Genomic DNA, 22684 nt, shown 5'->3' with positions numbered 1-22684 from the left:
GGGTTTGCCGGAGAATATTTTTGAGGAGATGATGCACGATGTCACGCGCGCCTTCGGCCCCGCCCGTTGAACGCCGGATGTCCTTCGAGGAATACCTGCGTTTTGATGATGGCACGGACACCCGCTACGAACTGGTGCGCGGGGTGCTGGTTCCTATGCCCACGGCCACTGCCGCGCACGAACTGCTCATCAGCTTTCTGGCTGCGATGATGATGCGTTTCATTGCCGCGCATAACCTTCCCTATGTGGTGCGCGTCAATGCCGGCGTCCAGACCGAGGAAGACACATCACGCCTGCCGGACATTGCTGTGTATGACCGCCACGACTGGGAACGTCTGCTGAAGCAGGGCGGCCCGGCCGTCCTACGACTCGGCGAGCCGATGCGTCTGGTCGTCGAAGTCACAAGCGAGAACTGGAAAGACGATTACTACGACAAGCGCGCCGAGTATGAGCAGCGGCGGATTCCAGAGTACTGGATTGTGGACGGCCGCCGGAAACAGGTTGTGGCGCTGTATCTGGCCGATGGCGGCACAACCTATCAGGAGCAGGTGCTCAAGCCGGGGGATGTGCTGGCATCGCGGGTTCTGGCCGGACTGACCCTGCTGGTCGAGACCATTCTGGCGCCGCCCATGCCCGAAGACCTCCTGCGGGAAGAACTCCAGCGGCTGTCGCAAGCTGCCCAGGAAGCGGCCCTGGCGCAGCAACGGATCGAAGCCGAACGGCAGCGGGCGGAAGCCGAGCGGCAACGGGCGGAAGCCGAGCGGCAACGGGCGGAGGCAGCGTGGCAGCAGGCCGAGGCGGAACGCCAGCGGGCGGAAGCTGAGCAGCAACGGGCCGAAGCGGAACGCCAGCGGGCGGAAGCCGCTGAAGCCCGTTTGCAACGTCTGGCGGCCAGGCTGCGCGAGCTGGGACTCGACACCAACGGCGCCTGAGCCACGGCTGGGAAAGGAAACCTTATGGGGCCATCTGTGCAGGAAGTCGCCGAGTTCATCCGGCGGCAACTGCGTCTTGTCATCGTTGGGCAAAACGCCGTCATTGACCAGATTCTCACCGGACTTCTGGCCGAAGGTCACGTTCTGCTCGAAGGGCCACCGGGCACAGCCAAGACGCTGCTTGTCAAAACCCTGGCGCGCGTCATCGGGGCCGGGTTCAACCGCATCCAGTTCACCCCTGACTTGATGCCGGCTGATGTGACCGGAACGAACGTCTATAACACGGCAACCGGGGTGTTCACCTTTCGCCGGGGGCCGATTTTCACCGACCTGCTGCTGGCGGATGAAATCAACCGCACGCCGCCCAAAACCCAGTCGGCGCTGCTTGAAGCCATGGAGGAGCGGCAGGTGACGGTGGATGGCGAAACCCATCGCATGTCGCCGCTGTTTATGGTGCTGGCCACGCAGAATCCGATTGAGTACGAGGGCACGTACCCCCTGCCCGAAGCCCAGCTAGACCGTTTCCTGCTGAAAATTCTCGTGGATTACCCTTCGCTGGAAGAGGAAGTCCAGGTGGTCTCCAACTGGAGCAGCGGCTTCAATGCCCGGCGGCTCGACGTGCTCCCGCTGGAGTGCCTGCCGGATTCAAGCGTCATTCTTCAGTGCCGGGCAGCGGTTCGGGATGTCGTCGTTGAGGAAGGCGTCCGCCGCTACATGGTCAATCTCGTTCGTGCCACACGGCCGCCGGCCGCGCCCAACCTGACGTGGGGGGCCAGTCCCCGTGCGGCCGTGGCGTTGCTGCTCACGGCGAAAGTCCAGGCGGCGCTCGATGGGCGGACGTTCGTCACCCCGGATGATGTCAAGGCCGTGGCCCTGCCGGTGCTACGGCACCGGATCGTGCTGCGCTCCGAAGCCGAGATTGATGGCATCACGCCCGATGAAATCATCACGGACATCATCCGGCGCTTGGCTGTCCCACGCTAGTTTGGGCCGTCCCGTCAGTGGGGCGGAATGTTGCCGGTCGTGTTTGCCTGGGCCAGCCGCTGCCGGATGGCCGGCAGCATTTCGTTCTGGGGTGCGAGTCGTTCCAGCTTTTCCACGATGGGCCTGGCTTCTTCGGGACGATTGGCATCGAGCAGGGCAATGGCGTAGTTCTGAAGCGTAAGCGTGTGGTTCGGGTCAATGCTGAGTGACTGCCGGAAGTACGCCATCGCTTTGTCCAACTGCTGTGGCCGGCGGAAGTAGTATGTCAAACCCAGATCGGTGATGACGTTGACATCCCTGGGCGTCAGGGTGAGCGCCTTTTCGTACCACTTCTGGGCGTCTTCGTAGCGTTTGGCGTCAAAGAGCGCATTGGCCAGCCCCACCACGATCTGCCCGTTGTTCGGTTGTAGCTTGTAGGCCGCTTCAAACCGGGCGATGGCTTCCGGGTATTTCGATTCGGCGGCCAGCAACCGTCCCAGAATGGCCAGCGCCTGCCAGTCGTCCGGGCGGAGTTTGACGGCGGCCTCGAAGCATTCCCGCGCTTCAGAAATGCGGCCATGTTCGGCCAAAAAGATGCCCAGCCGGGTTTGGGCGTCGAAGTCATCCCGTTTGCTGGCGGCTTCGGCGAGCGCCGTCTCCACGTTCGGGTTGCGGTGCAGGTCATCATCGGGCGCTGCGCCGCCGGCCGTCCGGTTGCTGGCGGCAAAGGCTTCCGCCCGCGCTTTTTCGGTCTGCTCGCGGATGAACTCCCGGTTGCGGCTGTTGGTGTAGGCAAATCCGATGAAAAAGCCGATGACGAGGCACGTCACGGCAACCGCCAGAGTGGATGGTTTCATGCTTTGTCCTGTGAGCCAGGGGGCATGGGCTGGGGCGGCAGGCCGCTCCCTGGCGGAACATCCATGTAGGCTGCCTCAGCTTGGTGGCAGCCCGTACTGCGCATAGTAATAAAGCACCGGCGCATTGAAGAGCAAACTGTCGAGTCGGTCGAGCAGCCCGCCGTGGCCGGGCAGCACGGCAGCGGCATCCTTGGTGCCAGCGCCGCGTTTGAGAAGCGATTCGTACAGGTCGCCGAGTTGTCCGATAATGTTCATGACAACAGCCAGAGCCAGGGCGTGGGAAAGGGGAAGCGCCGGAAACAGCCCGTAATGAACCGCCACGGCCGCCGCCAGGCTGCCAACGACGTTGCCCACGGCGCCTTCAATCGTCTTTCCGGGGCTGACCAGCGGCGCCAGCTTGTGCCGCCCGAAGGCACGGCCAACGAAGTACGCCGCAACGTCTCCGGCCATAATGACCACGAAGAAAAATGTCAGAAACCGGCTGCCCAGTTCCGGCGGTTCAAGCCGCTTGAGGCCGATGAGAAAACCACACAGCACTCCCACATAGACGACGCCGTGCAGCGTGGCCGCGTGGGAAGGAAGCGACTTTTTGAAATCCCGTTCCGTGAGCACGCCCTGCACCATGGTGGCACCGAGCAACAGCCCCAGCAGCGCCGGTAAAAACTCAGTGGCGCGCACATAGAACAGACTGTGAACGCCAAGCAGCCCGCAGATGCCAATGCTTACAAAGGGAATGAAGCCCAGTTTTTCGGCGAGGTGAAAGTACTCAATCAGCCCGAACAGCGTGGCCAGAATGACAAAGCCAACAAAGAGAAAGGGCGTCGGGAGCCAGATACTCCAGAACAACAGCGGCAGTGCGATGAGCGCCGTGATGACGCGCCAGGCAAGGTTGGACATTGGGCAGGGCGCTGCGCCGTCGGAGCGAGCGCCTCAGAAGGTGTCGTCTTCACCGCCCTGTTTGGGTTCGGGCATCTGACGGGCCATTTCCGGGTCGAGCGCCGCCAGGCGCTGGTAAGCCTGCTGCCCAAGCAGCGCCATGCTCCGTGACTTGGCCGCAATGGCGTACTCTTTGACGGCCGCCGCCGGGTCCTGCCTGGCTTCGTAGAGCTTTCCAAGTGCGAAGGCAATGACCTCCAGCGAAACCAAGGCATTGTTGCCAGCCTGCGCGCACTTTTCACGGAGTTGCTGATACTGTGCAATGGCTTCATCCACCTTGCCTTCGGCGGCCAGCGCATCAGCCAGTGCAAGGGTGGCCATCTGACCGACGGCTCCGGGGGTTACGGAAAGGTCCCGCAGGGCCTGAATGCCCTGGGCCGGGTCGAGCTTGAGCCGACACAAAGCCGCGTAGTAGCGGCTCATAAAACTCTGCGAAGCGTAGCCGGCAGCTTTGTCAAAGGCGGCTGCCGCTTCGGTGTACTTGGTTTTTTCGTCCGGGTAGGTCTTTTTGCCGGGAACGGGCGGCTCATCTTCGGCTGCCTCACCTTCCTTTGGCGCTTCCTTGACTTCGGCGTTGTATATCGCCAGCGCCTCGGCAAATGCCTGCTCGCCCTTGGCCTGGTTGTAGCTGTAAAACCAGTAGGCTCCGCCGGAAACCACAACCACCATGAGCAGCGCCAGTCCGATTTTGCCTAACGGGAGTTCGGTTTCTTCAACCGCCTGGCGGATGCGTTGGAGAAAAAGGTCAAACGCTGGCGGCCGGAGCAGTTCTTCGCGTTCCGGCGTCATCGGCGGCGCGGCCGTTGCAGCCTGCGCCGCTTTGGCTTTGGCTTTTTCCTTGTTGCGCGTGGTCGTGAGCTTGACACCAATCGCCATGAAACAGTCCTTGCCTTGGATATAAAGTCAAGTGGCCGAACATAGATGTCTGGCCATAGCCTGTCAAGCAAGGGAACTTTCTTGCGGCCGTGATGGTGCTTCATCCGCTGCCGGGCTTCACCTGCCAGCCTGTGCGTCGACGGGCCTTCCGAAAGCCGGGCCGCGTCTGCCGGGCCTAAAACGTACGCCGGTAGTCCATCAGGTCGAGCTTCCACACGCGGACGCCACAAAACCGCTCGCCCTCCGGGCAGATCGGACGCACTCCGGCTGCGGCGCGCTGACCACAGGGCGGAAGCAGCCAGCGCCCAATCCGGGGATTGACCTCCCGAATCTGCCGGGCTTCTTCGACTGACGCCCGCCAGATTTCTTCCTGCGCCAGGTAACACAACCGCATGCGGTGCTTGTGGTGCAGGTTGAGCAGGTCAGACGACTCCGTGAAGCGGATCGAGACAGCATTGGGGAGCAGATAGGCCGCATCGCTGGCCGCCACGCCCAGTGCCTTCAGCCGTCCGATGGCTTCCCACGTCCGCGCCATGGTCTCGCGGTAAAACCGCTCCAGTTGTTCATCAAGATGAATAAGCGCCGGGGTTTCATAATCCGGCTCGGCGTCGAGATGTCCGACCAGCAGGGGGCGCGAGCCGGGCGTCAACCGGTGGCGTTGGTCCTGTGAATCCGCTGTGTGGCTCAGCTTCTTGCGGAAAGTGTAGTGCGGATGCGCCAGCGCCCGCGTCAGCTTCGCGTGCGTCGTCAGGTTGAGTTTTTCACCCAGCAGCCGGTTGCGCGCCGGATCAAGGACGAGCGCCACGGCGTCATCGTCGGACAGCGCCGCCGCCGGCAGTCCCAGAACTTCCCGGACGGCCGCCGCCAGCAGGGTTTCATTCTGCGGCTTCCAATCCACAAGGCGCGAAATCCGCCCGCCCAGGCTCGCATCGAATTCCTGCCGGAAGACCTGCCGCTGCCCGTCAGAGGTTCCCCACCCGGCAAAGTCGAACTCCAGCGTGGCTTCCAGCGGCAGGGGTTCTTCCAGCACCGTCTGGTAGAGCGGATCGTGCGCCAGCAGCGCCGCCACCATCGCACCTACCACGGCGCGCGTTTCTTCAGGTGCGTCGTACTGCTCGCACAGCCGCCAGTAGCGCAGCAGCGTGATGCCCGAAACCGTGTGGTACAGGTAGGCAAAGGTGGCCACGGGCAGGACGTACCGCGCGACCTCCATGGCGCGCTTCTCGATTTTGCGGCGTACTTTGGGGTGCTGCGGGTCGTGTTTGGAAAACAGCTTGCGGTATTCGGCTGCGACGACCAACTGCAAGCGCTCGCTCAGCGTCCGGTAGGCGTCGAACTGGCGCGCAATGGCCGCTTCGTACACGGCCAGCGCCTCGCCAGACAGCGCGGGAATGAAGTACGTCCCCGGTTTGACCGGCACGTACCGCTGGCTGACCTGCTCGGAGTTGTAAAACGGATGGGCGTGCAGAAAGCTCCAGATGAACTGCCGCGACACGTTCGCCAGGGCAAACTGGAAGTGGGCGTGCTGGTAGGTCGTGTGGTGTCCGGCTTCGTAGATGCTCTGCGCCAGTGGCTCAAATCCGGTCTGGATGTCTTCGTCGCGGACGATGCCGCGCGCCGAATAGCACGTTCGCGCCGTGGCAATGACGTTTTTGAAAGGCGTCGGAAAGGCTTTGGTCAGGCTGACCAGCGGCGGCGCGGAACGAAACGAAGGCGACGGAAGGGCAATGGACATGACCAGACCTTTCGTGGCAGATGGTGGTCAGGACGCATAGACATCGAGCAGCGCCGAAGCCGGTTCGGGCATGGGATTGGCTTCCGCAAAGGCTACGTCGTCATCGAGTTGCCGGGAAATCCGCTGCGTGATGGCTTCCAGTTCGTCCGGCGTCGCCAGTCCGGTTTCGAGCAGATACCGCTCATAGCGTTGCAGAGGGTCTTTGGCGGCCCACGCCGCCAGCAGTTCTTTCGGCACGTAGCGTTGGTCGTCGTGCTCGGCGTGGCCTTTCATCCGAAAAGTGACGGCCTCGATGAGCGTGACACCGCCGCCGGCACGGGCGTGCTCGACAGCCCGCCGTGTGACATCGTACACAGCGAGAACGTCGTTTCCGTCAACCCGTTCACCCCGGACGCCAAAACCCACGGCTTTGTCCACAATGCGCTCGACGGCCATCTGGCGGCTGGTTGGCGTTGAGTAAGCGTAGCCGTTGTTTTCGACGATGACGACCACGGGAAGCCGCTGCACAGCGGCGAAGTTCATGCCTTCGGCAAACGCGCCGGTCGAGGAAGCGCCATCGCCCATATAGACCAGACAGACGCGCGATTCGCGCCGCAGACGGGAGCCCAACGCAATGCCGCACATCACCGGCAGCATGTCGCCCAGGTGTGAAATGGGACCGATGAAGCCGCGCCGTAAATCTGCAAAGTGAATCTGCAGGTCGCGCCCACGGGTGGGGCTGTCGCGCTTGGCCATGTATTGCAGGAGCAGTTCCCGTGGCGTAGCGCCTATGACCAGCATCGCTCCAAGGTCACGAATGAGCGGGGCAATCATGTCGTTGTGTGACTTGTCCAGTGCGTAGGCGCTCCCGACGGCCGTGGCTTCCTGACCCAGCGAACGATACAGCCCGCCAACAACTTTCGTCTGGCGGTACAGGTTGACGAGCCGCTCTTCGAGCAACCGGGTGAGCTTGAGGTAGTGGTAAATTTCGTGCTGTTGTTCCCGTGAAAGGGACGGGTGCGGTACGGTGGCCGGCAGTGATTCCACAACTTCAGGTGACATAGCAGGGGAGTAGGACGGAGTATGAAATGAAACGCCGGACTATAGCCTAATCCTTTCGGCCCGGCGAACGGTTGTTTTCGGCGCGCCGTCCCGGCATTGGTTTTTCAGGTGCCGGTATTGGTTTTTCAGGTGAAAGCGATGGTTGTCACACTCAATCCCACGACAGGCTTGACGGATGACCAGCAGGCGGCCATCGAGGTCCTTGACCGCCCGCTGGTCGTCACGGCCGGCCCGGGCGCCGGCAAGACGCGCGTGCTGACCGAGCGTTTCCTGCACCTGCTCGAACAGCCGGGTGTCGGCGTCGAAAACATCGTAGCCATCACCTTTACGAACAAGGCCGCCAACGAAATGCGCGAGCGCATCCGGCAGCGCCTTGAGGAGCAGATTGTGGCCTGTCAGGGGACAGGCGCAGAGCTTCTGTGGCGGCAGCGCAAGCGCCAGCTTGAAGCCGCCGCCATCGGCACGATTCACAGCTTTTGTTCGCGGCTGCTGCACGAGTTTCCCCTTGCTGCTAAAGTTGATCCGACCTTTACCACGCTTGATGAATACACGGCGGCCGTCATGCTCGATCAGGCGGCGCAGCAGGCCGTCACCGGCGCGATTGACCAGGGTGATGACCGGGTGGCGGAACTGGTGGCGGCTTATGGCCGGGCAACGCTCATTGCCGAACTCAAGCAGGTGTTCAACCAGCTCCGCAGCCTGGGTATTCCTCTGGACGAAGCCGAGCGCATCACCGCGCAGAACACTCTGACGCTGGCTGATTACACAACCGCCTTGCAGTCCGTAGAGCAGCATGTGGCGGCGCTGAAAACGGCCATTGACGAGGAAAAGCGCGCCAAAAAGACCGGCAAAACCCTGGAAGCAGCCGAGGCGTTTCTGGCTGTCTGGAACCGGGAAGCCAATGGGTTGCAGCAGGCGGCTCCATCAGTGGACGCGCTGCCGGCATTTCTGGCGACGCTGGCGCGGTTGCGCGAAGCCCTGCCGGCTGCGCACGGCAATGTGGGCAAGGCGGTCAAACCGCTGCAGGAGTCGCTCGGAACCCGCAGCCAGGGCGGGGGACAGCTCGAAGCCATCTATTTCGATGTCTGTGCGCGGGACTACCAGCAGGCGGTCTTCCAAGTGTTGCGGAGCGTGGAGTTTCTCTACACCAAAGCCAAAAACGAATCGGCGGCGCTCGATTTCGAGGACCTGCAACTGCGGGCGCGTGAGTTGCTGGAGTCCGCCGACATCCGACGGCGCGTCCAGGAACGCTACCGGCACTTTCTGGTGGATGAGTTTCAGGACACGAATCACCTTCAACGGGATATTCTCGGAGACCTCGGCCTCGACGCTCTCACGTCCAAACCTGCCAGCGGCGGCAACCGGACGTTTTTCTTCGTCGGCGACCGCAAGCAATCCATCTATGCCTTTCGTGGGGCGGAAGTCGAGGTTTTTGACGAAACCATTGATTCGGTGACGGCAAAAGGGGGGCAGCATCTCCGTCTGGAGGTCAACTTTCGCAGCGACCCGCGCCTGGTGGATTTTTTCAATGCCATCTTCAGCCGCATCATGGCCGCGCCGGAAGGAAGCCAGCCGGCCGAACTGCGGCAGAGCGGATTCGTGGCGCACGAGCCGGGCGTGGCCTTTCGCGCGGCGCTCAACACAGGGCAGCCAGCGGTAGTCTTTCTCTACACGGAAATGCCCAAGGACGATAAGAAGGACGATGAGAAGCCCTCGCCGTACGACGAATCGCTGCGTGACATCGAGTCCGAACGGCTGGCCGGGTACGTACGGGAGCTGGTGGAGCAGCAAATCCCGCTGGTCAATACCGCGCAGGGGACGCCCCGGCCGCCGACCTACCGCGACATTGCCTTCCTGTTTGGGGCGCTGACGGATGTCAAGACCTACGAACGCGCGCTGCGGCGGGCCGGTGTGCCGTGCTATGTCGTCGCCGGACACGGCTTCTACGGACGCCCGGAGGTCTCCGACCTGCTGAACCTGCTGGCATTTCTCGACAATCGCGCGGATGACATTGCGCTGGCCGGTGTACTGCGCTCGCCGCTGTTCGGGCTGTCGGATGAAACCCTGCTGTGGCTGCGGTGGACGGCTGCCAATGCGTCCGACCAGTGGGTTTCGCTGTACAGCCAACTGCGCCGCGAAGCCGAACAGAAACAGGCCGCACTTGCCAGTGAGCAGCGCGCCCTGCTGGAAGAGGCTGTCGAAATTCTGGAAGAGTTGCTGGCCGTACGGAACCGCCTGCCGCTGCCTGACCTCATCGAGCAGGCTATTCGCCGGACAGGCTATGACATCGTGTGCGCCGGAGCCGAAGACGGCCCACAGCGGTTGTCCAATCTCGACAAGCTGGTGGCGCTGGCCCGGGGCTTTGCCAGCCGCGAGACGCATCTGCTGCGGGATTTCGTCGCCTACATCCGCGAGTTTCGCCGCCTTGATGCCCGCGAAGCCGAAGCCCAGCTTGAACTTGGTCTTGACGCCGTGGCGCTGCTGACGATTCACAAGTCCAAGGGGCTGGAGTTTCCGGTTGTCGTCCTGCCGGACCTGCAACGCCGCTGGCGGCAAAGCGCCGGGAAGTTCGTTTTCGAGCGGAACAGCGGCCTGGGCTTCGATGTGCCCGACATGCTGGGCCGGCGGCGGCCCACGGCGCTGAAAAGCATGGCGCTGGAAAGGATTGAGCGCCGGGAGCAGTTCGAGCGGATGCGCCAGCTTTACGTGGCCATGACGCGCGCCCAGGACGCCCTCATTCTCTCGGCCGCGGCGCGACCCAAAACCGGAAATGCGGAAGGCAGTTCCGTCCAGAGTTTTCTGGACTGGCTGAGTCCGTGGCTGCTGCCTGAAGAGGATGCCGGAAGCGCCCCCCCGGACGTGGGGCCTGCCGGGATGGAAGTGCAACTCGACGCGGCCCGGATTCTCGTCCTGCGGGACAGCGTCCCGGCCGTGCCAGGGAATGCAGACCCAACCCCGCTCCCGGAACCATCCAGCCGGGAGGCGTTTGTCGCGCAGGCGGCAGCCGATGCCAGGCAGCGCGAACGGGCACGCCGGGAACTTATCCGTCAACTTGAGGACCAACTGGAAACGGTTGCGCCTGACCCGAAAGCCATACATGGGCAGTATCACTACTCGGTGGCCCAGTTGAACAGCTTTGCCCACTGCCCCCGCCAATACTACTTTGCGCGCTTTCTCGACCCGCTGGAAGACGAGGCCGGGCTGGAGCGCCGGCCCGTCGAAGATACCGAACGCCCGGAGGGGCAGGCGCGGCTTTCGCCGGCCATACGTGGTCTCATCGTTCACAGGCTGTGCGAGGACCTGCAACCCGAAGATACCGATAACCGGGCGCTGCGGGCGGCCCTGCAACGCGCCGTGGCGTCGCTGCGGGCGGAGGGACGGCTGGAAGGTGTGATGCTTGATGACGAGGCCATCCTAGACGACGTGTGGTGGCTGGCAAAGCGATATGCCGAAAGCGACTTTCGGAAGGAAATTGATGCGGTACAGCGTCAGGCGCGGGAGCCGTCCAGCGGCTGCGAAGTCTGGAGTGAGCGCGTCTTCACCATCCGGTGCGACGCGGCATTGGTCACGGGAGCCATGGACAAGGTGCTGATCACGCCCCGTCCCGGCGGGCAGGGGGTGACGGCGCACGTGGTGGATTTCAAGACCAATGCCTTTGCGACCCGGCCCGGAGCCCCAGGCTTTGCGGCGGAAAAGGCTGAAAAGGTCGCCTGGTACCGCTTGCAGTTGCAAATCTACGCCCTGGCGCTGTGGGAACTGACGCCCAACGTGAAGGAAGTACGCGCCACGCTGCACTTTCTGGCCCCGGATGAGAAGTTTGAACTGCCGGCCAATCAGGCCGGAAAGGAAGCCACTGCCCACGCGGTCAACAAGGTCATCAGCGAGCTGGTGGCGATTCGGACGTTTGCCGAAACCGACTTCGAGGCCAAACCCGGCGCGCGGTGTCAGCTTTGCCGCTATGCCAATGTTTGTGCCGATGCCATCCGCTAAGCCGTACGCGCCGTGTCAGCCGGTGTGAAGCCCCGCCGCCGGGGGCAGGTTACGTTGCACGCGCCAGGTGAAGCACCTCGTCCGCACAGCCCCAGGCGAGGGTGAAGCCCGCGCCGCCGTGGCCGTAGTTGTGAATGACGACGCCCACGCCACGGTGTTCCCGTTCCAGGCGGACGGCCGTCCGCCCCGGACGCAGCCCGACCCGCACTTCAAGCACCTGTGCTGAGGCCAGCGCCGGCTCAAGCTCGCGGCAGTGGCGCAAGATTCTTTCGGTTGTCGCTGCATCGGGAGTGGTATCCCAGACGTGGGGCAGCGCCGTGCCGCCCAGAATGACATCCGTCTGGCGTGGGATCGTGTAGCTGATGCGGCGTGGGCCGTCGTCATCGGTCAGGGCACGCCGTACGCCGGGATTGGAAACCCGTACCACCTGCCCGCGGATCGGGAACACTTCGGGGTCATTGGCGAGCGTCCGTGCCCCCAGACCGGAGCAGTTGATGACCAGCGGGTACGCAGCGCAGGCCTCATCCAGACTGGTGAGTTCGCCGAGCTGGAGTGTACCGCCTGCCGCTGAGAACTGTTCCACGAGGTAGGGGAGATACAGTGGTGTTTCCACAACCGGTACGGTGGCGGCAAAGCCGACGGCATAACCGGGCGGCAGGTCGTTTCCGGTGAGACGGGTGACGCCGCCGGTGGCTTCAGCCCACCAGGGTGTAGGGCGGTCGTGGTCGAAAAGCTCGATGAACGTCGTCGGGGTGACGCCCGGAACGCCGTCCCGGTGCTGGCGCAGGAGTTCTTCAAAGGTGGCCTTCGACCATGGCAGGGCTTTTTCGCGGGGAGCGCAGCGGTAGGGATACCAGAGCGCCGCAGCGACGTTGGAAGTTGTGGATTTTGGCTGTTCGCGGGTGATGATGGTGACGTGGTAGCCGGCGGCTTGCAGTCGCCGGGCGCAGGCCAGCCCGGAGATGCCACAGCCGATGACCAGTGCCGAACGGGAAGTAACCATAGTGGGGTGAGCGGTTGAAAAATGTCAGTGACCGATGATGTCCGGCAGGACGGCGCGAGTCAAAGTCACGCAAACTGGCCGGGGAAATCGCGCTGCCGTGGCGGTGTGGCGCTTGCCAGCCGTGGCCCGTGGCCTTTACAACCGGGGGCGCAGACTTCCCCGGTGAAAGGCTGGGCGGAAGATAAATGAACCCGACGGACCTTACCTATTACTGGTGGATTGTGGTTGGTGTGCTGACGGCCGCGCTGACCATGCTGTTCATCAGGAAAACCGCCCCGGCGGAAGTACGGGAGGCGCTCCGTTTTCCGGCGTGGTGTGTGGCCGTGGCGGTTGTGGCGGCGCTGGCAGATGCCTTCCTGTCCAGCTTTGCCCCGCCGGCGCTCTTTCGTCACCTCTCGGCTATCGGTCTGTCTTTGGCGTTGGGGCGGTTGTCGGTGCTGGCCTTTTTCGATGCCGGGATTGCCCGGCGGTTGGGACTGACGGCGGAACGGATTTTCCGCGACATCATCCAGGGGATTGTCTATGCCGCCGTGGGCTTGCTAGCCCTGAGTTGGCTCGGAGTGCAGTTGACATCGCTGCTGGTCACGTCGGCGTTGTTCACCGCCATCATCGGTCTGGCGTTACAGGATACCCTGGGCAACATTTTGGCCGGGTTGACCTTGCAGGCGCAGCAGCCCTTTGAAGTCGGCGACTGGATTCAACTCGGCGACGGGCAGCGGGTTGGCGAAGTGGTCGAAATCAACTGGCGCGCCGTCAGGATTTTTACCCTCGACAGGGAACAAGTGACCATTCCCAACAGCCTGCTGGCCAAAAGCCAGATTGTGACCTATACGAAGCCATCCTCCCTGGCGAGGCAAAAAGTTTACGTGCAGGCCCCCTACGACATTCCGCCGGAGCGGGTACGGGCGGCCATTCTGGCGGCAATACAGGACATCCCGGAGATTTGCTCCGACCCACCACCGTTCGTGGCCCTATCTGCTTTTCTGGAGAATGCGACCATCCGGTATGTCGTCTGCTACTTCATTACGAACTTCCGCCGGCGCGAAGCCATTGCCAGCCTGGTACGCAACCGGGTGTGGTATGCCCTTGACCGGGCAGCAATCGAGTTGCCGCTACCTATGACAGGGATTGAGCTGCGGCGTCCAACGTCGCCGGAAGTGAAGCAGCAGCAGGTCGTGGAAGCATCAGAACGGTTACTCAGCACAGTGCCGCTGCTGGCCTGTCTGTCACCATCCGAACGGCTGGTGGTTGCCCAGGGAATGCGGTTGTTGCGCTATGCGCCGGGCGAAGCTCTGGTCCGACAGGGCGAGCCGGGAGATGCCCTGTTCGTTCTGGAAGCAGGAACGGTGCGCGTTGAAGTGGATGGGTTGGAAGTCGGGCAGGTGCGTGCTCCCGACTGCTTTGGCGAAATGGCGCTGATGACTGGCGAGCCGCGTTCGGCCACGGTTCGCGCGGTGGGGGAAGTGACCGTCCGCACCATTCACCGGGACGTGTTCCGCCACCTGTTGCAAACGAATCCCCGCCTGGCGGAGACCTTCAGCCGGGTGTTGGCGGAACGTCTGGAGGCGCGTCGTCTGAGCCTGGAGGCCGCGCGTTCGGCGGCTGTACCGGAAACGGTCGTGGAGCACGAACCAATGCAGTTGCTGGCGCAAATCAAGCGGTTGTTCGCGCTGGAATGACGCGCCGGCAAACCTCTTTGGCCGGCGGTCAGAAGGTCTCGCTGAGGGTTTCGTCCCGGACGAAAAATTCTTCCAGCGCGGATTTGATCGGCATGATGGAAACCAGGCGTCCGCCATGGCGGTGCAGCTCGGCGACGGCTTCGCCCACCTGGTCGGCTGATTTCAACTCGCAGTGCAACCCGGCGGCTGTCCGGCGAAGGCGGGCCGCAAAACGCTCCAGTGCCGCCACGGCTTCGGGTGTCGTCTCCGTGGCCACGATTTCAAGCGTGGCCGCCCGGCCCGCCTGAATTTCCGCCAGCGTCCCATAGGCCACGCGGCGGCCCTGCTTGAGAATGGCCACGCGGTCGCAGAGCGCCTCGACATCCGACAGGATGTGCGTCGAGAAAAACACCGTCTTGCCCTGATCCCGCAGGTTGGCCATGATGTCGCGGACTTCCCGCCGTCCAATGGGATCAAGTCCCGTCATCGGTTCGTCCAGAAAGACCACTTCCGGGTCGTGCAGAATAGCCTGGGCAATGCCGATCCGCTGGAGCATGCCCTTGGAATACTTGCGCAGCGGACGGTGGGCGGCATGCTGCATGCCAACCAGCGCCAGCATTTCGGGAATGCGCCGGGCCCGCTGCGCCGCATCCAGACCACAGAGCCGGCCGAAGTAGTCAAGCAGTTCCCACCCGGTCAGGTAGTCGTAGAAGTACGGCGACTCCGGCAGGTAGCCAATGCGCCGCCGCATGCTCATGTCATCCAGCGGGCAGCCGAGAATCCGCGCCGTGCCACCCGTCGGATAGACAATTCGCATGAGGATTTTGAGCGTCGTCGTCTTTCCGGCACCGTTGTGGCCGAGAAACCCGAAGACTTCGCCGGCATAGACTTCAAGGCTCAGGTCAACCAGTGACCGGACGCGCTTGTTGCGCCAGAAGCCAGTGACGTACTCCATGGAAAGCTGCTCGATTTCAACGACCGGTCGCATCGCTGGCTTTTCCCGCAAACATTTCTGGCCCTTTTCGTACGGTGGGCGCAGTATGGTGAAAACGGGAGGTTGATTCAACCGCCACTTCGTTTGTGGGCCACTTCGTTCGTGGGGAGGTGCCGCCATGAGTTTGCTGTCACCCCCGGTATGGGGCATTCACATTGCCAGCGTGACCGAGTGGACGCTGGCCATCGCCCTGGTGTGGCGGTTGGGAACAGTGCTGGGCCGGACAGACATCCGGCGGCTGGCCGTGGCGATGCTGCCGCACTGGGGCGCCGGGATGTGCGTCCTGGCCTGGCATGCCACCAATGACAACACCAGCCTGATGTGGATTCCACGTACGCACGAACTGCTGACACTCATCGGAAGTGTTGGGCTGGCGACGGCCGCGCTGCATCTGCGCGAATGGCCGCGGCGCTACCCACGGTTCGTTCTGGCCGCCACGGCCGTGGCGACGCTGACTGTCGGCGGCTTTCTGCTGGCGCGGGCCTGGCTGCCCTATGGCGGGACGCGGGGCGCAATGATTCAGTCGGCCGGATTGGCCTACCTGCTGTTCGTGGTCTTTCTGGCGGTCAACCGGCGGTGGGACCGCGCGGCCTTCAACGTCCAGACGATTGTCGGGTACGGGCTGCTCATCCTGTTTGTCGTCGTCACCATTGCCCTAAGCATTGTGGCACGGACGGTCTATCGCGCGCCGTCATTGACCCATGTGGATTGGCTGCACGGCATTGCCGAGGGCACGATGACGGTGGCCAATTTGGTGCTGGTGCTTGGGTTGCGGCGGTCATTGCGGTCGCTGGAAACTGCGCCAGCGCTGGCGACGACTGTCCCAGCCTGAAAACCGTTCCCTTGGCAGACGCTTGAAAAGCCCGGCCGCGGCGCGCTATACGGCAGAACGCCGGCCGCGTCTGCGCCCGTAGCTCAATTGGATAGAGCATCAGACTTCGGATCTGAGGGTTGGGAGTTCGAGTCTCTCCGGGCGCATCCACCGGCGGGTATGGCCGAGGCCGTGCCGTGGGAGTGGCTGCTGGCAGCTAATGACCGGCCAGAGTGCGCCAGAGGTTGACGCCGGTTTGGAGGACGCCGACCGCAAAACCGACATACGTTCCAAACACCATGATGCCCCGCAGTTCCCGTCCGGCTGTTTCATAGACGAGACTCTCAAAGATGTCATTCGAGAAGGTCTCAAAACGCCGCTTGATGATGCCCTTGATGTCGAGGCGTTCGCTGAGGTGACGGACGATGTCCTGGGCAATGCGCTGTTGCAGGGGGCGCTCGCTGGTGAAGATGGCTTCCGGCAGGCGGCGCAGGGCTTCGTCCATGACTTCCCGGATGGCCATACTTTCGGAGAGCTGGTCAGCCAGGTTGTTGATAGCGCGGTCCACAATGCGGTACACCAGGGCATCGCCCACCAGAAAGGTCGCCGTCTGGCGGACGGCCGGGTGGTAATCGCGTTCGAGCCGCCGGATGACCACGGCGCGCAGTTCGTGGGCAATACGCCACTTGGCCTCGGAGGAGTTTTTGAGTGTGGTCAGCATCTCCGTGATGCGCCCGGCGACGGCCGGAAGCAGGGCGTCGGGCTGCGACCGTTCGGCATAGCGCGAGCGGGCGAGCCGTTCCACGTCGGTGTCCAGCCGGAGTTCATGGAAGGCAGCCGCCAGGATGTCCGCCGTCAGAAGCTTTTCCGCAATGACGCCGGCCAGGGCATCCACGAAACGCTCCCGTTCGGCCGGAAGCAGTCCCGGCGTAAACGGCAGTTTCCAGCCAAAGACATAAACCGGCTTGAGCGGGCGAAAGAGCATCCTGACCGCCAGCCAGGCCGCGCCGTAACCGTGTGCCGTAGCGATGAGCAGGGGGCTGCAATCGAAAAGCAAGCGCAGGAAGTTCATGACCGTGCGCCGTGTAGGATGCCGGGACAAGGTTGCACGCGGCCGGGTGAAACCGTGGCTGCCGCGCGCCGGTGGCTGCGTCCGGCAGTGTAACCCGCCGCCGGGATGCTTTGCATCTGGAAATCAGGCGCGGGATTTGGTGGTATCGTAGGGCATCCCGGTGGTGATGTCTGGTAGGGCACTGATGAAAAAGTTTGTTCTCGATCTGTTGTTTCCGGCGCTGGCTGTCGTGTTTGCGTTCGTTCTGGGGGGCGGCATTGTTCTGGTTATGGGCGACAGTCCCCTGGCGGTGTATGAGCTGTTCTTTTCGAGCGCCTTTGGCTCTCTGGATGGCATCAGTTACACGCTCTTTTACGCGACACCGCTCATCTTTACAGGGTTGGCCGTGGCGGTGGCCTTCAAGTGCGGTTTGCTCAACATCGGCGCAGAGGGGCAACTCACGGTCGGGGCCTTTGCGGCCGCCTGGGTGGGCTTCACGCTGACGAGTCTCCCGTCACCGCTGCTGCTGCCGGCCTGCATTCTGGCGGCAATGCTGGCCGGTGCCCTGTGGGCGGCTGTGCCGGGACTGCTCAAAGCGCGCTTTGGCGCGCATGAAGTCATCAACACCATCATGATGAACTTCATCGCCGCTGGTCTGGTCAGTTACCTGGTGCAGTATCACTACCGCGAGGCGGGCGATCCGATTCTCCAGACGCACGAAATTGTGCCGGGGGCCTGGCTGGCGCGCATGCACCGGTTGATTCCGGCCATTCCCGAACGCATCCCGCTGAGCCTGGGCTTTTTCATCGCCCTGCTGGCCTGTGCCGCTGTCTATGTCTTTCTCTGGAAAACGAAATGGGGCTATGAACTGCGTGCCGTCGGAAGCAGTCCGACGGCGGCCGAGTATGGCGGCATCAGTGTGCCACGCAACATGGTGCTGGCCATGGCGCTCAGCGGGGCGCTGGCCGGGCTGGTGGCCACCAGCGAGGTGCTGGGCTACCGGCATCGGTACTACGATGGTTTTTCGCCGGGCTACGGCTTCACCGGCATTGCCGTCGCTTTGCTGGGGCGCAACCATCCGGTGGGCATCGTGCTGGCGGCGATTCTGTTCGGCGCGTTGATTCGCTCCCAGCTTTTCATCGGGATTTTTACCGACCGCGTTTCCAAGGACCTGACGATTGTTTTACAGGCGGTCATCATCCTGTGCGTGGCTTGTGAATATCCGGTGCGCGCGGCCTTTGCCCGGCTCACCAAGTCTGAAGTCTGAACCTATGCTGCCTTCCATACCTGCTGCTGTGCTGCGCCGTGCTGTCCGCTGTGTTTCCCTGTGTTGTCTTCTGGGCTGGCCGGCTTCCGTGGCCGTGGCCCAGTTCGTTCCAGCCCAATCCGGCGCGGCGGCTGGCACTTCCCGCCCCAAGCCGCCGGCCGCGACGGAACCGACCCGTGACGAACCGCCAGTGTCCATGGTGGTGTTGACACCCCCCACGACCACCAGCGACCTGCTGCGTGAGCAGATGGACCTCGACGCAGCCCTTGCCGCCGCGACGCTTGACGAACAGGCCCACCAGCTTGAGACGTTTTTGCGGACCCACCCGGTCTCGCCGCTTCAGCGTGCGGCCCGGAAGGCGCTCGTGCGCGTACAGGGCCAGCTTGGTGAGCAGCAGTTGCGCGCCGGGGATGTCGAAGCGGCGCAGCGCACGTTTCGCCAGGCGTTCAACATGTTGCCCGAAGCGGAAGCCGCCCCTGTCTTTCAATCGCTCATCCTGCCGATGCCATTGCTGCTGGCAACGCAGGGGCGGCGTACGGAAGCTGTCCTGCTGATGCGCGAGTTTCAGTCCCGGGCCTGGAACGAAGTCAAGGCGCTCGAACAGGTCGGGCTGTTTTACCTGAGTCTGGAAGTCCCGGCCGACGCTCAGCAAGTGTTCAAGCGCGCTCTCGAACTTGATGCCACATCTGCAACGCTGTGGCACAGTCTGGGCGTGGCCTATCAGATGGGCCTCCGTCTGGACGATGCGGCTGCCGCCTTTCAGCGGGCGCTTGAACTCGATCCAAAAAGCCGGGTGGCCTGGGCGGCGCTGGCTGATCTCCAGCGCGCAGCCGGGGATTACGAAAAAGCTGAAGCCAACTACCGCCGACAGCTTGACATCGAGCCGGAGCACCCGACGGCGTGGGGCGGGCTGGCGATGTGCTATCTGGCCCGGGGACAGGAAAGTGAAGCCATTGCCCCCATGGCGCGTATGCTCACCATCAATCCCCGGGATGTGCGTTTTCTGACCCAACTGGCCTACACGCATGCCGCCAACGGGAATGTGTCCGCCGCCATCGCCGCTGGCATGCAGGCCAAGCGCCTTCAGCCGAACTATCCCTGGCTGCGCATCGTCGAAGCCCATCTGATGCGGCGGGCTGGTGATTTGGCTGAGGCGGAGAACATTCTGGGGGAAGCCCTGCAAACCGCCCAGTTTGCCACGCTCCAGTTTGAACTGGGGGCGACACTGATTCTGGCCAACGCCTACGAACAGGCGCTGGAACCCTTTGAAGCCTTCCTCAAGGTCACACCCGACGGCGAATTTGAGGCCGTTCTGGGCGGGACGCTGCCGGTGCGCAGCGCACGTCTCTCGCGGTTGCTCGACCTCGAACGCCGCGCCTCATTGCTGGTGGCTTCCCCGCTGCTTACCGACGAGGAAATGGCATTTATCGAGCGTTACGTACGCTTTGCCCTGCTGGCCAAGCAGGCCCGCGCCGGCAGCCTGCCAAAGAGCGGACTGACTGATTCGCCACTTGAACTCGCAGCCAAGGAGTTTGTCGCCGGTAAAGACCCCGGACGGGGATGGCGTTTGTTGCGCGCTGCCGGGATGCTCGCTGAAGTGGGGGAACTCGGTATTGCCGAACGTTTTGCCCGACAGGCTATTGATGCTGCGTCGGATGCCGCGCGGGTGGCCGGGGGAGGCGTGGACAGCCCACGGGCCGAAGACCGCCTGGCGGAGTTTTACGTGCGCGCGCAGATGACACTGGGCTGGATACTTTACAGGCAGGGCGAGACGGCGGCCGCCACCGTCCGGCTGCGTGAGGCGGTGAAAGCCTATCCGAATGCGCCGTCACGCCGTGAAGCCGCCTGGCGGTTGGGGACGGTTCTTGAAGCAATGAAGCAGGACGCGGAAGCCTTCGAGGCGTACCGGCTCGGCTACGACGCCCAGGCCCCGACGGCTGCCGAGCGCCGCGCCAAACTGGAAGCCGTGTACAAACGGCTGCACGGTTCGCTCGAAGGCTTCGAGGCGGCGCTGGCTCCCTGAGCCGGTCTTTCCACGGTATTTTCAATCCGGTTGCTCCGGCGCGGTGGTCTGGGCGCGTGCCGCTTCGACGTTGCGGAGCAGTCCGCGATGCTTGGCGCGCAGAACAGGCGTGCCGGCAAAACGCTCCCGGAAGCCTTCCGGCGTCAGCGCGGCGAGTTCGTCCAGACGTGGGGCAATCAGGTCAGGGTGGGGCAGAAAGCGTGCTTCGGTCGTCGGCTGGCGAAACCGTGACCATGGGCACACGTCCTGGCACACATCGCACCCGAAGACCCACCCGTGTGTGGGCAGCTCCGGGGTTTCGCTTTTCGACTCGATGGTGGCAAAGGCAATACACTGCCGGGCGTCCACGACGTACGGTGCGACAATCGCCTGAGTCGGGCAGGCTTCCAGGCAGGCCGTACACGTGCCGCAGTGATCCGGGACGAGTTCCGTTTCGGGTTCGAGGTCAATGTCGAGGAACAGTTCGCCAAGAAAGACCCACGAGCCAAACTCACGGGTGATGACGTTGCTGTGCTTGCCGAGCCAGCCGAGTCCGGCGCGCACGGCCCAGGCTTTGTCCATAGCGGGTTGGGCATCCACGGCGATGTAGCCGTGGGCTTCCGGGCGTTCGGCTGTCACCCATGCCAGCAGCGCCTTCAGCTTTTCGCCCATGACATCGTGGTAGTCGTCGCCCCAGGCGTAGCGCGAAATTTTGCCGATGTCCGGGGCTTCGACGTGGCGCGGCGGCGTATCGTAGTTGAGTGCCACGGCCACCACCGATTTGACGTTGGGGAGCAGTTGGGCCGGGTCTGTACGCTTGTCCGCTGTGCGTGCCATCCAGTGCATGGTGGCGTGATAGCCACGGGCAAGCCATTCGTGGAGCCGCATGCCTTCGTCCGCCAGCGGTTCGGCGCGCGCAATGCCCACTTTGGAGAACCCCAGCGCCAGTGCCTGCGCTTTGAGACGGGCTGTAAACGCGGCTACCGCTGCTGGCTGGTCATCGGCGGGAGGCGGCATGGGCAGATGCAAACGATGGGGGATTAGCGTTTTTTGGCCGTCCGCGGGCGCGACACAATGCGCAGCGGCGTCGCAAAAAAGTCGAAGTTTTCGCGCAGCCGGTTTTCCACATAGCGGACATAAGAAAAGTGGAGCTTTTCGGTTGTATTCGTAAACAGGACGAACGTCGGCGGCACACTGCGCGCCTGCGTCACATAGTGCACTTTGACTGGCTTGTTGGTTGGCAGGGTGGCGCGCGGCGTTTCGAGGTATTCCGCAAAGAAACGATTGAGTTCGCCGGTGGGTATCCGTCGGTAACGCGCGTCATAAGCACGGGCGGCAAGGTCAAGCAGGCGCGTCACCCGTTGCCCGGTCAGGGCCGAGACGAAGACCGCCGGAGCATAGTCCAGAAACTTCACCCGCTCGCGCAGTTGCCGTTCGTAGAGGCTGGCGGTATGGGCGTCTTTTTTGATGAGGTCCCATTTGTTGAGGGCGATCAGGATGGACGTGCCGCTTTCGAGGGCATAGCCAGCAATGACTTCATCCAGATGGGTGGGGCCTTCCACGGCATCGAGCAGCAGAATGGCCACATCGGTTCGCGCCAGGGCTTTGCGCGCCATGATGACCGAAAGTTTCTCGGCCATGGCGGTGGTCCGTCCTTTGCGACGGATGCCGGCGGTGTCAATGAGCGTGAAGGGCCGTCCGTTGTGGATGAGGTCGGTATCTATGGCGTCGCGGGTCGTGCCGGGAATGGGGCTGACGATGACCCGTTCTTCACCAAGGATGGCATTGACCAGCGAAGACTTGCCGACGTTGGGGCGACCAATGACAGCCACCCGGATGCGTTCTGACGGGCGCACGGCAGTGGCTGGAGCATTTGTTACAGCCAGAATTTCGTCCAGAAGTTCGGCTGTACCCGTGCCATGCTCGGCCGAGACGGGAAAGAGGCGGTCAAAGCCAAACCGGTAAAACTCACCGGCAGCCGTACGGACCTGGGCTGACTCCACCTTGTTGGCCACGACAAACACCGGCTTGCCCGTGGTGTGGATATGCCGTGCGATTTCTTCATCAAGTGGCGTAATGCCTTCGCGCGCATCTACCACCCACAGCAGTAAATCGGCCTCTTCGATGGCGCGTGAAGCTTGCTTGAAGATATTGGCCGGGATGATGGCTTCCTCATCGGGCACGATGCCGCCGGTATCGACAAGTTCAAAACTGCGCCCCAGCCATTCGACAACGCCGTAGTGACGGTCACGGGTAATGCCCGGCTCGTCACCGACAATGGCCTGCCGACGGCCGACCAGCTTGTTGAACAGCGTGGATTTGCCGACGTTCGGCCGCCCCAGGATGACCACACTGGGTAACGGTTGGGGCGGTTGCAGCGCGGGAGGCAGTTCATCCACGAGGTCAGAAAGCTGCTCGATGGGAATCCCGTCGTCGGGCGTGGAGCTTTCAGGCGGAAGTGGTGGAGTTGGGTGCGGCATCGTTGGTTTGGGTCAGGGGACAGGAGGCGTCGCCAGGGGAGGACGTTCCCGCCGTGGCGCAGTTGCAAAGGCAGATGATACACGTTGC

17 protein-coding genes and 1 tRNA gene are annotated in these 22684 nt (G+C 63.0%); 8 read left to right on the top strand and 10 right to left on the bottom strand.

What is annotated here, in order from left to right:
- Nucleotides 1-38: 38 nt before the first annotated feature.
- A complete protein-coding gene (locus CABTHER_RS07165) occupies nt 39-932 on the top strand; it encodes a Uma2 family endonuclease (RefSeq protein WP_014099944.1) in 894 nt (297 codons plus the stop codon).
- A 24-nt stretch (nt 933-956) separates the two neighbouring features.
- Complete coding sequence (locus CABTHER_RS07160; protein WP_014099943.1) at nt 957-1916, top strand: AAA family ATPase; 960 nt, start codon at nt 957-959, stop codon at nt 1914-1916.
- Between the two features lie 14 nt (nt 1917-1930).
- Here CABTHER_RS07160 and CABTHER_RS07155 read toward each other — a convergent pair whose 3' ends face one another.
- The 5 genes from CABTHER_RS07155 to CABTHER_RS07135 all read right to left on the bottom strand — a co-directional run bounded on the left by CABTHER_RS07155 (nt 1931) and on the right by CABTHER_RS07135 (nt 7340).
- Nucleotides 1931-2752: a tetratricopeptide repeat protein gene (locus CABTHER_RS07155; protein WP_014099942.1), complete on the bottom strand. Its 822-nt coding sequence runs from the start codon at nt 2750-2752 to the stop codon at nt 1931-1933.
- A gap of 75 nt (nt 2753-2827) precedes the next feature.
- On the bottom strand, nt 2828-3649 hold the full coding sequence (locus tag CABTHER_RS07150) for a phosphatidate cytidylyltransferase (RefSeq protein ID WP_014099941.1): 822 nt from the start codon (nt 3647-3649) through the stop codon (nt 2828-2830).
- Between the two features lie 33 nt (nt 3650-3682).
- Nucleotides 3683-4564 (bottom strand): hypothetical protein, encoded by an 882-nt coding sequence (locus tag CABTHER_RS07145; RefSeq protein ID WP_014099940.1) that lies wholly within the window; start codon nt 4562-4564, stop codon nt 3683-3685.
- A 175-nt stretch (nt 4565-4739) separates the two neighbouring features.
- Nucleotides 4740-6299 (bottom strand): FAD-dependent thymidylate synthase, encoded by a 1560-nt coding sequence (locus CABTHER_RS07140; RefSeq protein ID WP_014099939.1) that lies wholly within the window; start codon nt 6297-6299, stop codon nt 4740-4742.
- A gap of 27 nt (nt 6300-6326) precedes the next feature.
- On the bottom strand, nt 6327-7340 hold the full coding sequence (locus CABTHER_RS07135) for a thiamine pyrophosphate-dependent dehydrogenase E1 component subunit alpha (protein WP_014099938.1): 1014 nt from the start codon (nt 7338-7340) through the stop codon (nt 6327-6329).
- 138 nt (nt 7341-7478) lie between these two features.
- Between CABTHER_RS07135 and CABTHER_RS07130 the strand changes: the two genes are divergently transcribed.
- Complete coding sequence (locus CABTHER_RS07130; protein ID WP_041569132.1) at nt 7479-11330, top strand: UvrD-helicase domain-containing protein; 3852 nt, start codon at nt 7479-7481, stop codon at nt 11328-11330.
- Between the two features lie 49 nt (nt 11331-11379).
- Here CABTHER_RS07130 and CABTHER_RS07125 read toward each other — a convergent pair whose 3' ends face one another.
- Entirely contained in the window at nt 11380-12333 is a 954-nt protein-coding gene (locus CABTHER_RS07125) for an FAD-dependent oxidoreductase (RefSeq protein WP_014099936.1), read from the bottom strand.
- A 185-nt stretch (nt 12334-12518) separates the two neighbouring features.
- Between CABTHER_RS07125 and CABTHER_RS07120 the strand changes: the two genes are divergently transcribed.
- Entirely contained in the window at nt 12519-14012 is a 1494-nt protein-coding gene (locus CABTHER_RS07120) for a mechanosensitive ion channel family protein (RefSeq protein ID WP_014099935.1), read from the top strand.
- Nucleotides 14013-14040: 28 nt separating this feature from the next.
- Here CABTHER_RS07120 and CABTHER_RS07115 read toward each other — a convergent pair whose 3' ends face one another.
- Complete coding sequence (locus tag CABTHER_RS07115; protein ID WP_014099934.1) at nt 14041-14979, bottom strand: ABC transporter ATP-binding protein; 939 nt, start codon at nt 14977-14979, stop codon at nt 14041-14043.
- 124 nt (nt 14980-15103) lie between these two features.
- Between CABTHER_RS07115 and CABTHER_RS07110 the strand changes: the two genes are divergently transcribed.
- Entirely contained in the window at nt 15104-15817 is a 714-nt protein-coding gene (locus CABTHER_RS07110; RefSeq protein WP_014099933.1) for a DUF2499 domain-containing protein, read from the top strand.
- 72 nt (nt 15818-15889) lie between these two features.
- Nucleotides 15890-15963, top strand: a tRNA-Arg gene (locus CABTHER_RS07105).
- 50 nt (nt 15964-16013) lie between these two features.
- On the opposite strand, the gene CABTHER_RS07100 is transcribed toward CABTHER_RS07105, so the two are convergent.
- On the bottom strand, nt 16014-16868 hold the full coding sequence (locus CABTHER_RS07100) for a DUF445 domain-containing protein (protein WP_014099932.1): 855 nt from the start codon (nt 16866-16868) through the stop codon (nt 16014-16016).
- A gap of 184 nt (nt 16869-17052) precedes the next feature.
- Between CABTHER_RS07100 and CABTHER_RS07095 the strand changes: the two genes are divergently transcribed.
- On the top strand, nt 17053-18114 hold the full coding sequence (locus CABTHER_RS07095) for an ABC transporter permease (protein WP_014099931.1): 1062 nt from the start codon (nt 17053-17055) through the stop codon (nt 18112-18114).
- A 4-nt stretch (nt 18115-18118) separates the two neighbouring features.
- The gene (locus CABTHER_RS07090) at nt 18119-20137 is read left to right on the top strand and encodes a tetratricopeptide repeat protein (RefSeq protein WP_014099930.1); all 2019 of its coding nucleotides are present in this window, start codon (nt 18119-18121) and stop codon (nt 20135-20137) included.
- A gap of 21 nt (nt 20138-20158) precedes the next feature.
- On the opposite strand, the gene queG is transcribed toward CABTHER_RS07090, so the two are convergent.
- Nucleotides 20159-21133: a tRNA epoxyqueuosine(34) reductase QueG gene (queG, locus tag CABTHER_RS07085; protein ID WP_014099929.1), complete on the bottom strand. Its 975-nt coding sequence runs from the start codon at nt 21131-21133 to the stop codon at nt 20159-20161.
- 23 nt (nt 21134-21156) lie between these two features.
- Complete coding sequence (der, locus tag CABTHER_RS07080; protein WP_014099928.1) at nt 21157-22596, bottom strand: ribosome biogenesis GTPase Der; 1440 nt, start codon at nt 22594-22596, stop codon at nt 21157-21159.
- Nucleotides 22597-22684 lie beyond the last annotated feature (88 nt).

Origin of the sequence: Chloracidobacterium thermophilum B (assembly GCF_000226295.1) — a bacterium.
GTDB classification, from domain to species: Bacteria; Acidobacteriota; Blastocatellia; order Chloracidobacteriales; family Chloracidobacteriaceae; genus Chloracidobacterium; species Chloracidobacterium thermophilum.
Note: the sequence above shows the minus strand (reverse complement) of the source record. Positions and strands in the feature narration are given on the sequence as shown.

What these genes read in the sequence shown, in the direction of transcription:
- CABTHER_RS07155 (WP_014099942.1), bottom strand. Translation starts at nt 2,752, where the DNA reads ATGAAACCATCCACTCTGGCGGTTGCCGTGACGTGCCTCGTCATCGGC.
- queG (WP_014099929.1), bottom strand. Translation starts at nt 21,133, where the DNA reads ATGCCGCCTCCCGCCGATGACCAGCCAGCAGCGGTAGCCGCGTTTACA.
- CABTHER_RS07120 (WP_014099935.1), top strand. Translation starts at nt 12,519, where the DNA reads ATGAACCCGACGGACCTTACCTATTACTGGTGGATTGTGGTTGGTGTG.
- CABTHER_RS07130 (WP_041569132.1), top strand. Translation starts at nt 7,479, where the DNA reads ATGGTTGTCACACTCAATCCCACGACAGGCTTGACGGATGACCAGCAG.
- CABTHER_RS07165 (WP_014099944.1), top strand. Translation starts at nt 39, where the DNA reads ATGTCACGCGCGCCTTCGGCCCCGCCCGTTGAACGCCGGATGTCCTTC.
- CABTHER_RS07140 (WP_014099939.1), bottom strand. Translation starts at nt 6,299, where the DNA reads ATGTCCATTGCCCTTCCGTCGCCTTCGTTTCGTTCCGCGCCGCCGCTG.
- CABTHER_RS07095 (WP_014099931.1), top strand. Translation starts at nt 17,053, where the DNA reads ATGAAAAAGTTTGTTCTCGATCTGTTGTTTCCGGCGCTGGCTGTCGTG.
- CABTHER_RS07100 (WP_014099932.1), bottom strand. Translation starts at nt 16,868, where the DNA reads ATGAACTTCCTGCGCTTGCTTTTCGATTGCAGCCCCCTGCTCATCGCT.
- CABTHER_RS07135 (WP_014099938.1), bottom strand. Translation starts at nt 7,340, where the DNA reads ATGTCACCTGAAGTTGTGGAATCACTGCCGGCCACCGTACCGCACCCG.
- CABTHER_RS07125 (WP_014099936.1), bottom strand. Translation starts at nt 12,333, where the DNA reads ATGGTTACTTCCCGTTCGGCACTGGTCATCGGCTGTGGCATCTCCGGG.
- CABTHER_RS07160 (WP_014099943.1), top strand. Translation starts at nt 957, where the DNA reads ATGGGGCCATCTGTGCAGGAAGTCGCCGAGTTCATCCGGCGGCAACTG.
- der (WP_014099928.1), bottom strand. Translation starts at nt 22,596, where the DNA reads ATGCCGCACCCAACTCCACCACTTCCGCCTGAAAGCTCCACGCCCGAC.
- CABTHER_RS07150 (WP_014099941.1), bottom strand. Translation starts at nt 3,649, where the DNA reads ATGTCCAACCTTGCCTGGCGCGTCATCACGGCGCTCATCGCACTGCCG.
- CABTHER_RS07115 (WP_014099934.1), bottom strand. Translation starts at nt 14,979, where the DNA reads ATGCGACCGGTCGTTGAAATCGAGCAGCTTTCCATGGAGTACGTCACT.
- CABTHER_RS07145 (WP_014099940.1), bottom strand. Translation starts at nt 4,564, where the DNA reads ATGGCGATTGGTGTCAAGCTCACGACCACGCGCAACAAGGAAAAAGCC.
- CABTHER_RS07090 (WP_014099930.1), top strand. Translation starts at nt 18,119, where the DNA reads ATGCTGCCTTCCATACCTGCTGCTGTGCTGCGCCGTGCTGTCCGCTGT.
- CABTHER_RS07110 (WP_014099933.1), top strand. Translation starts at nt 15,104, where the DNA reads ATGAGTTTGCTGTCACCCCCGGTATGGGGCATTCACATTGCCAGCGTG.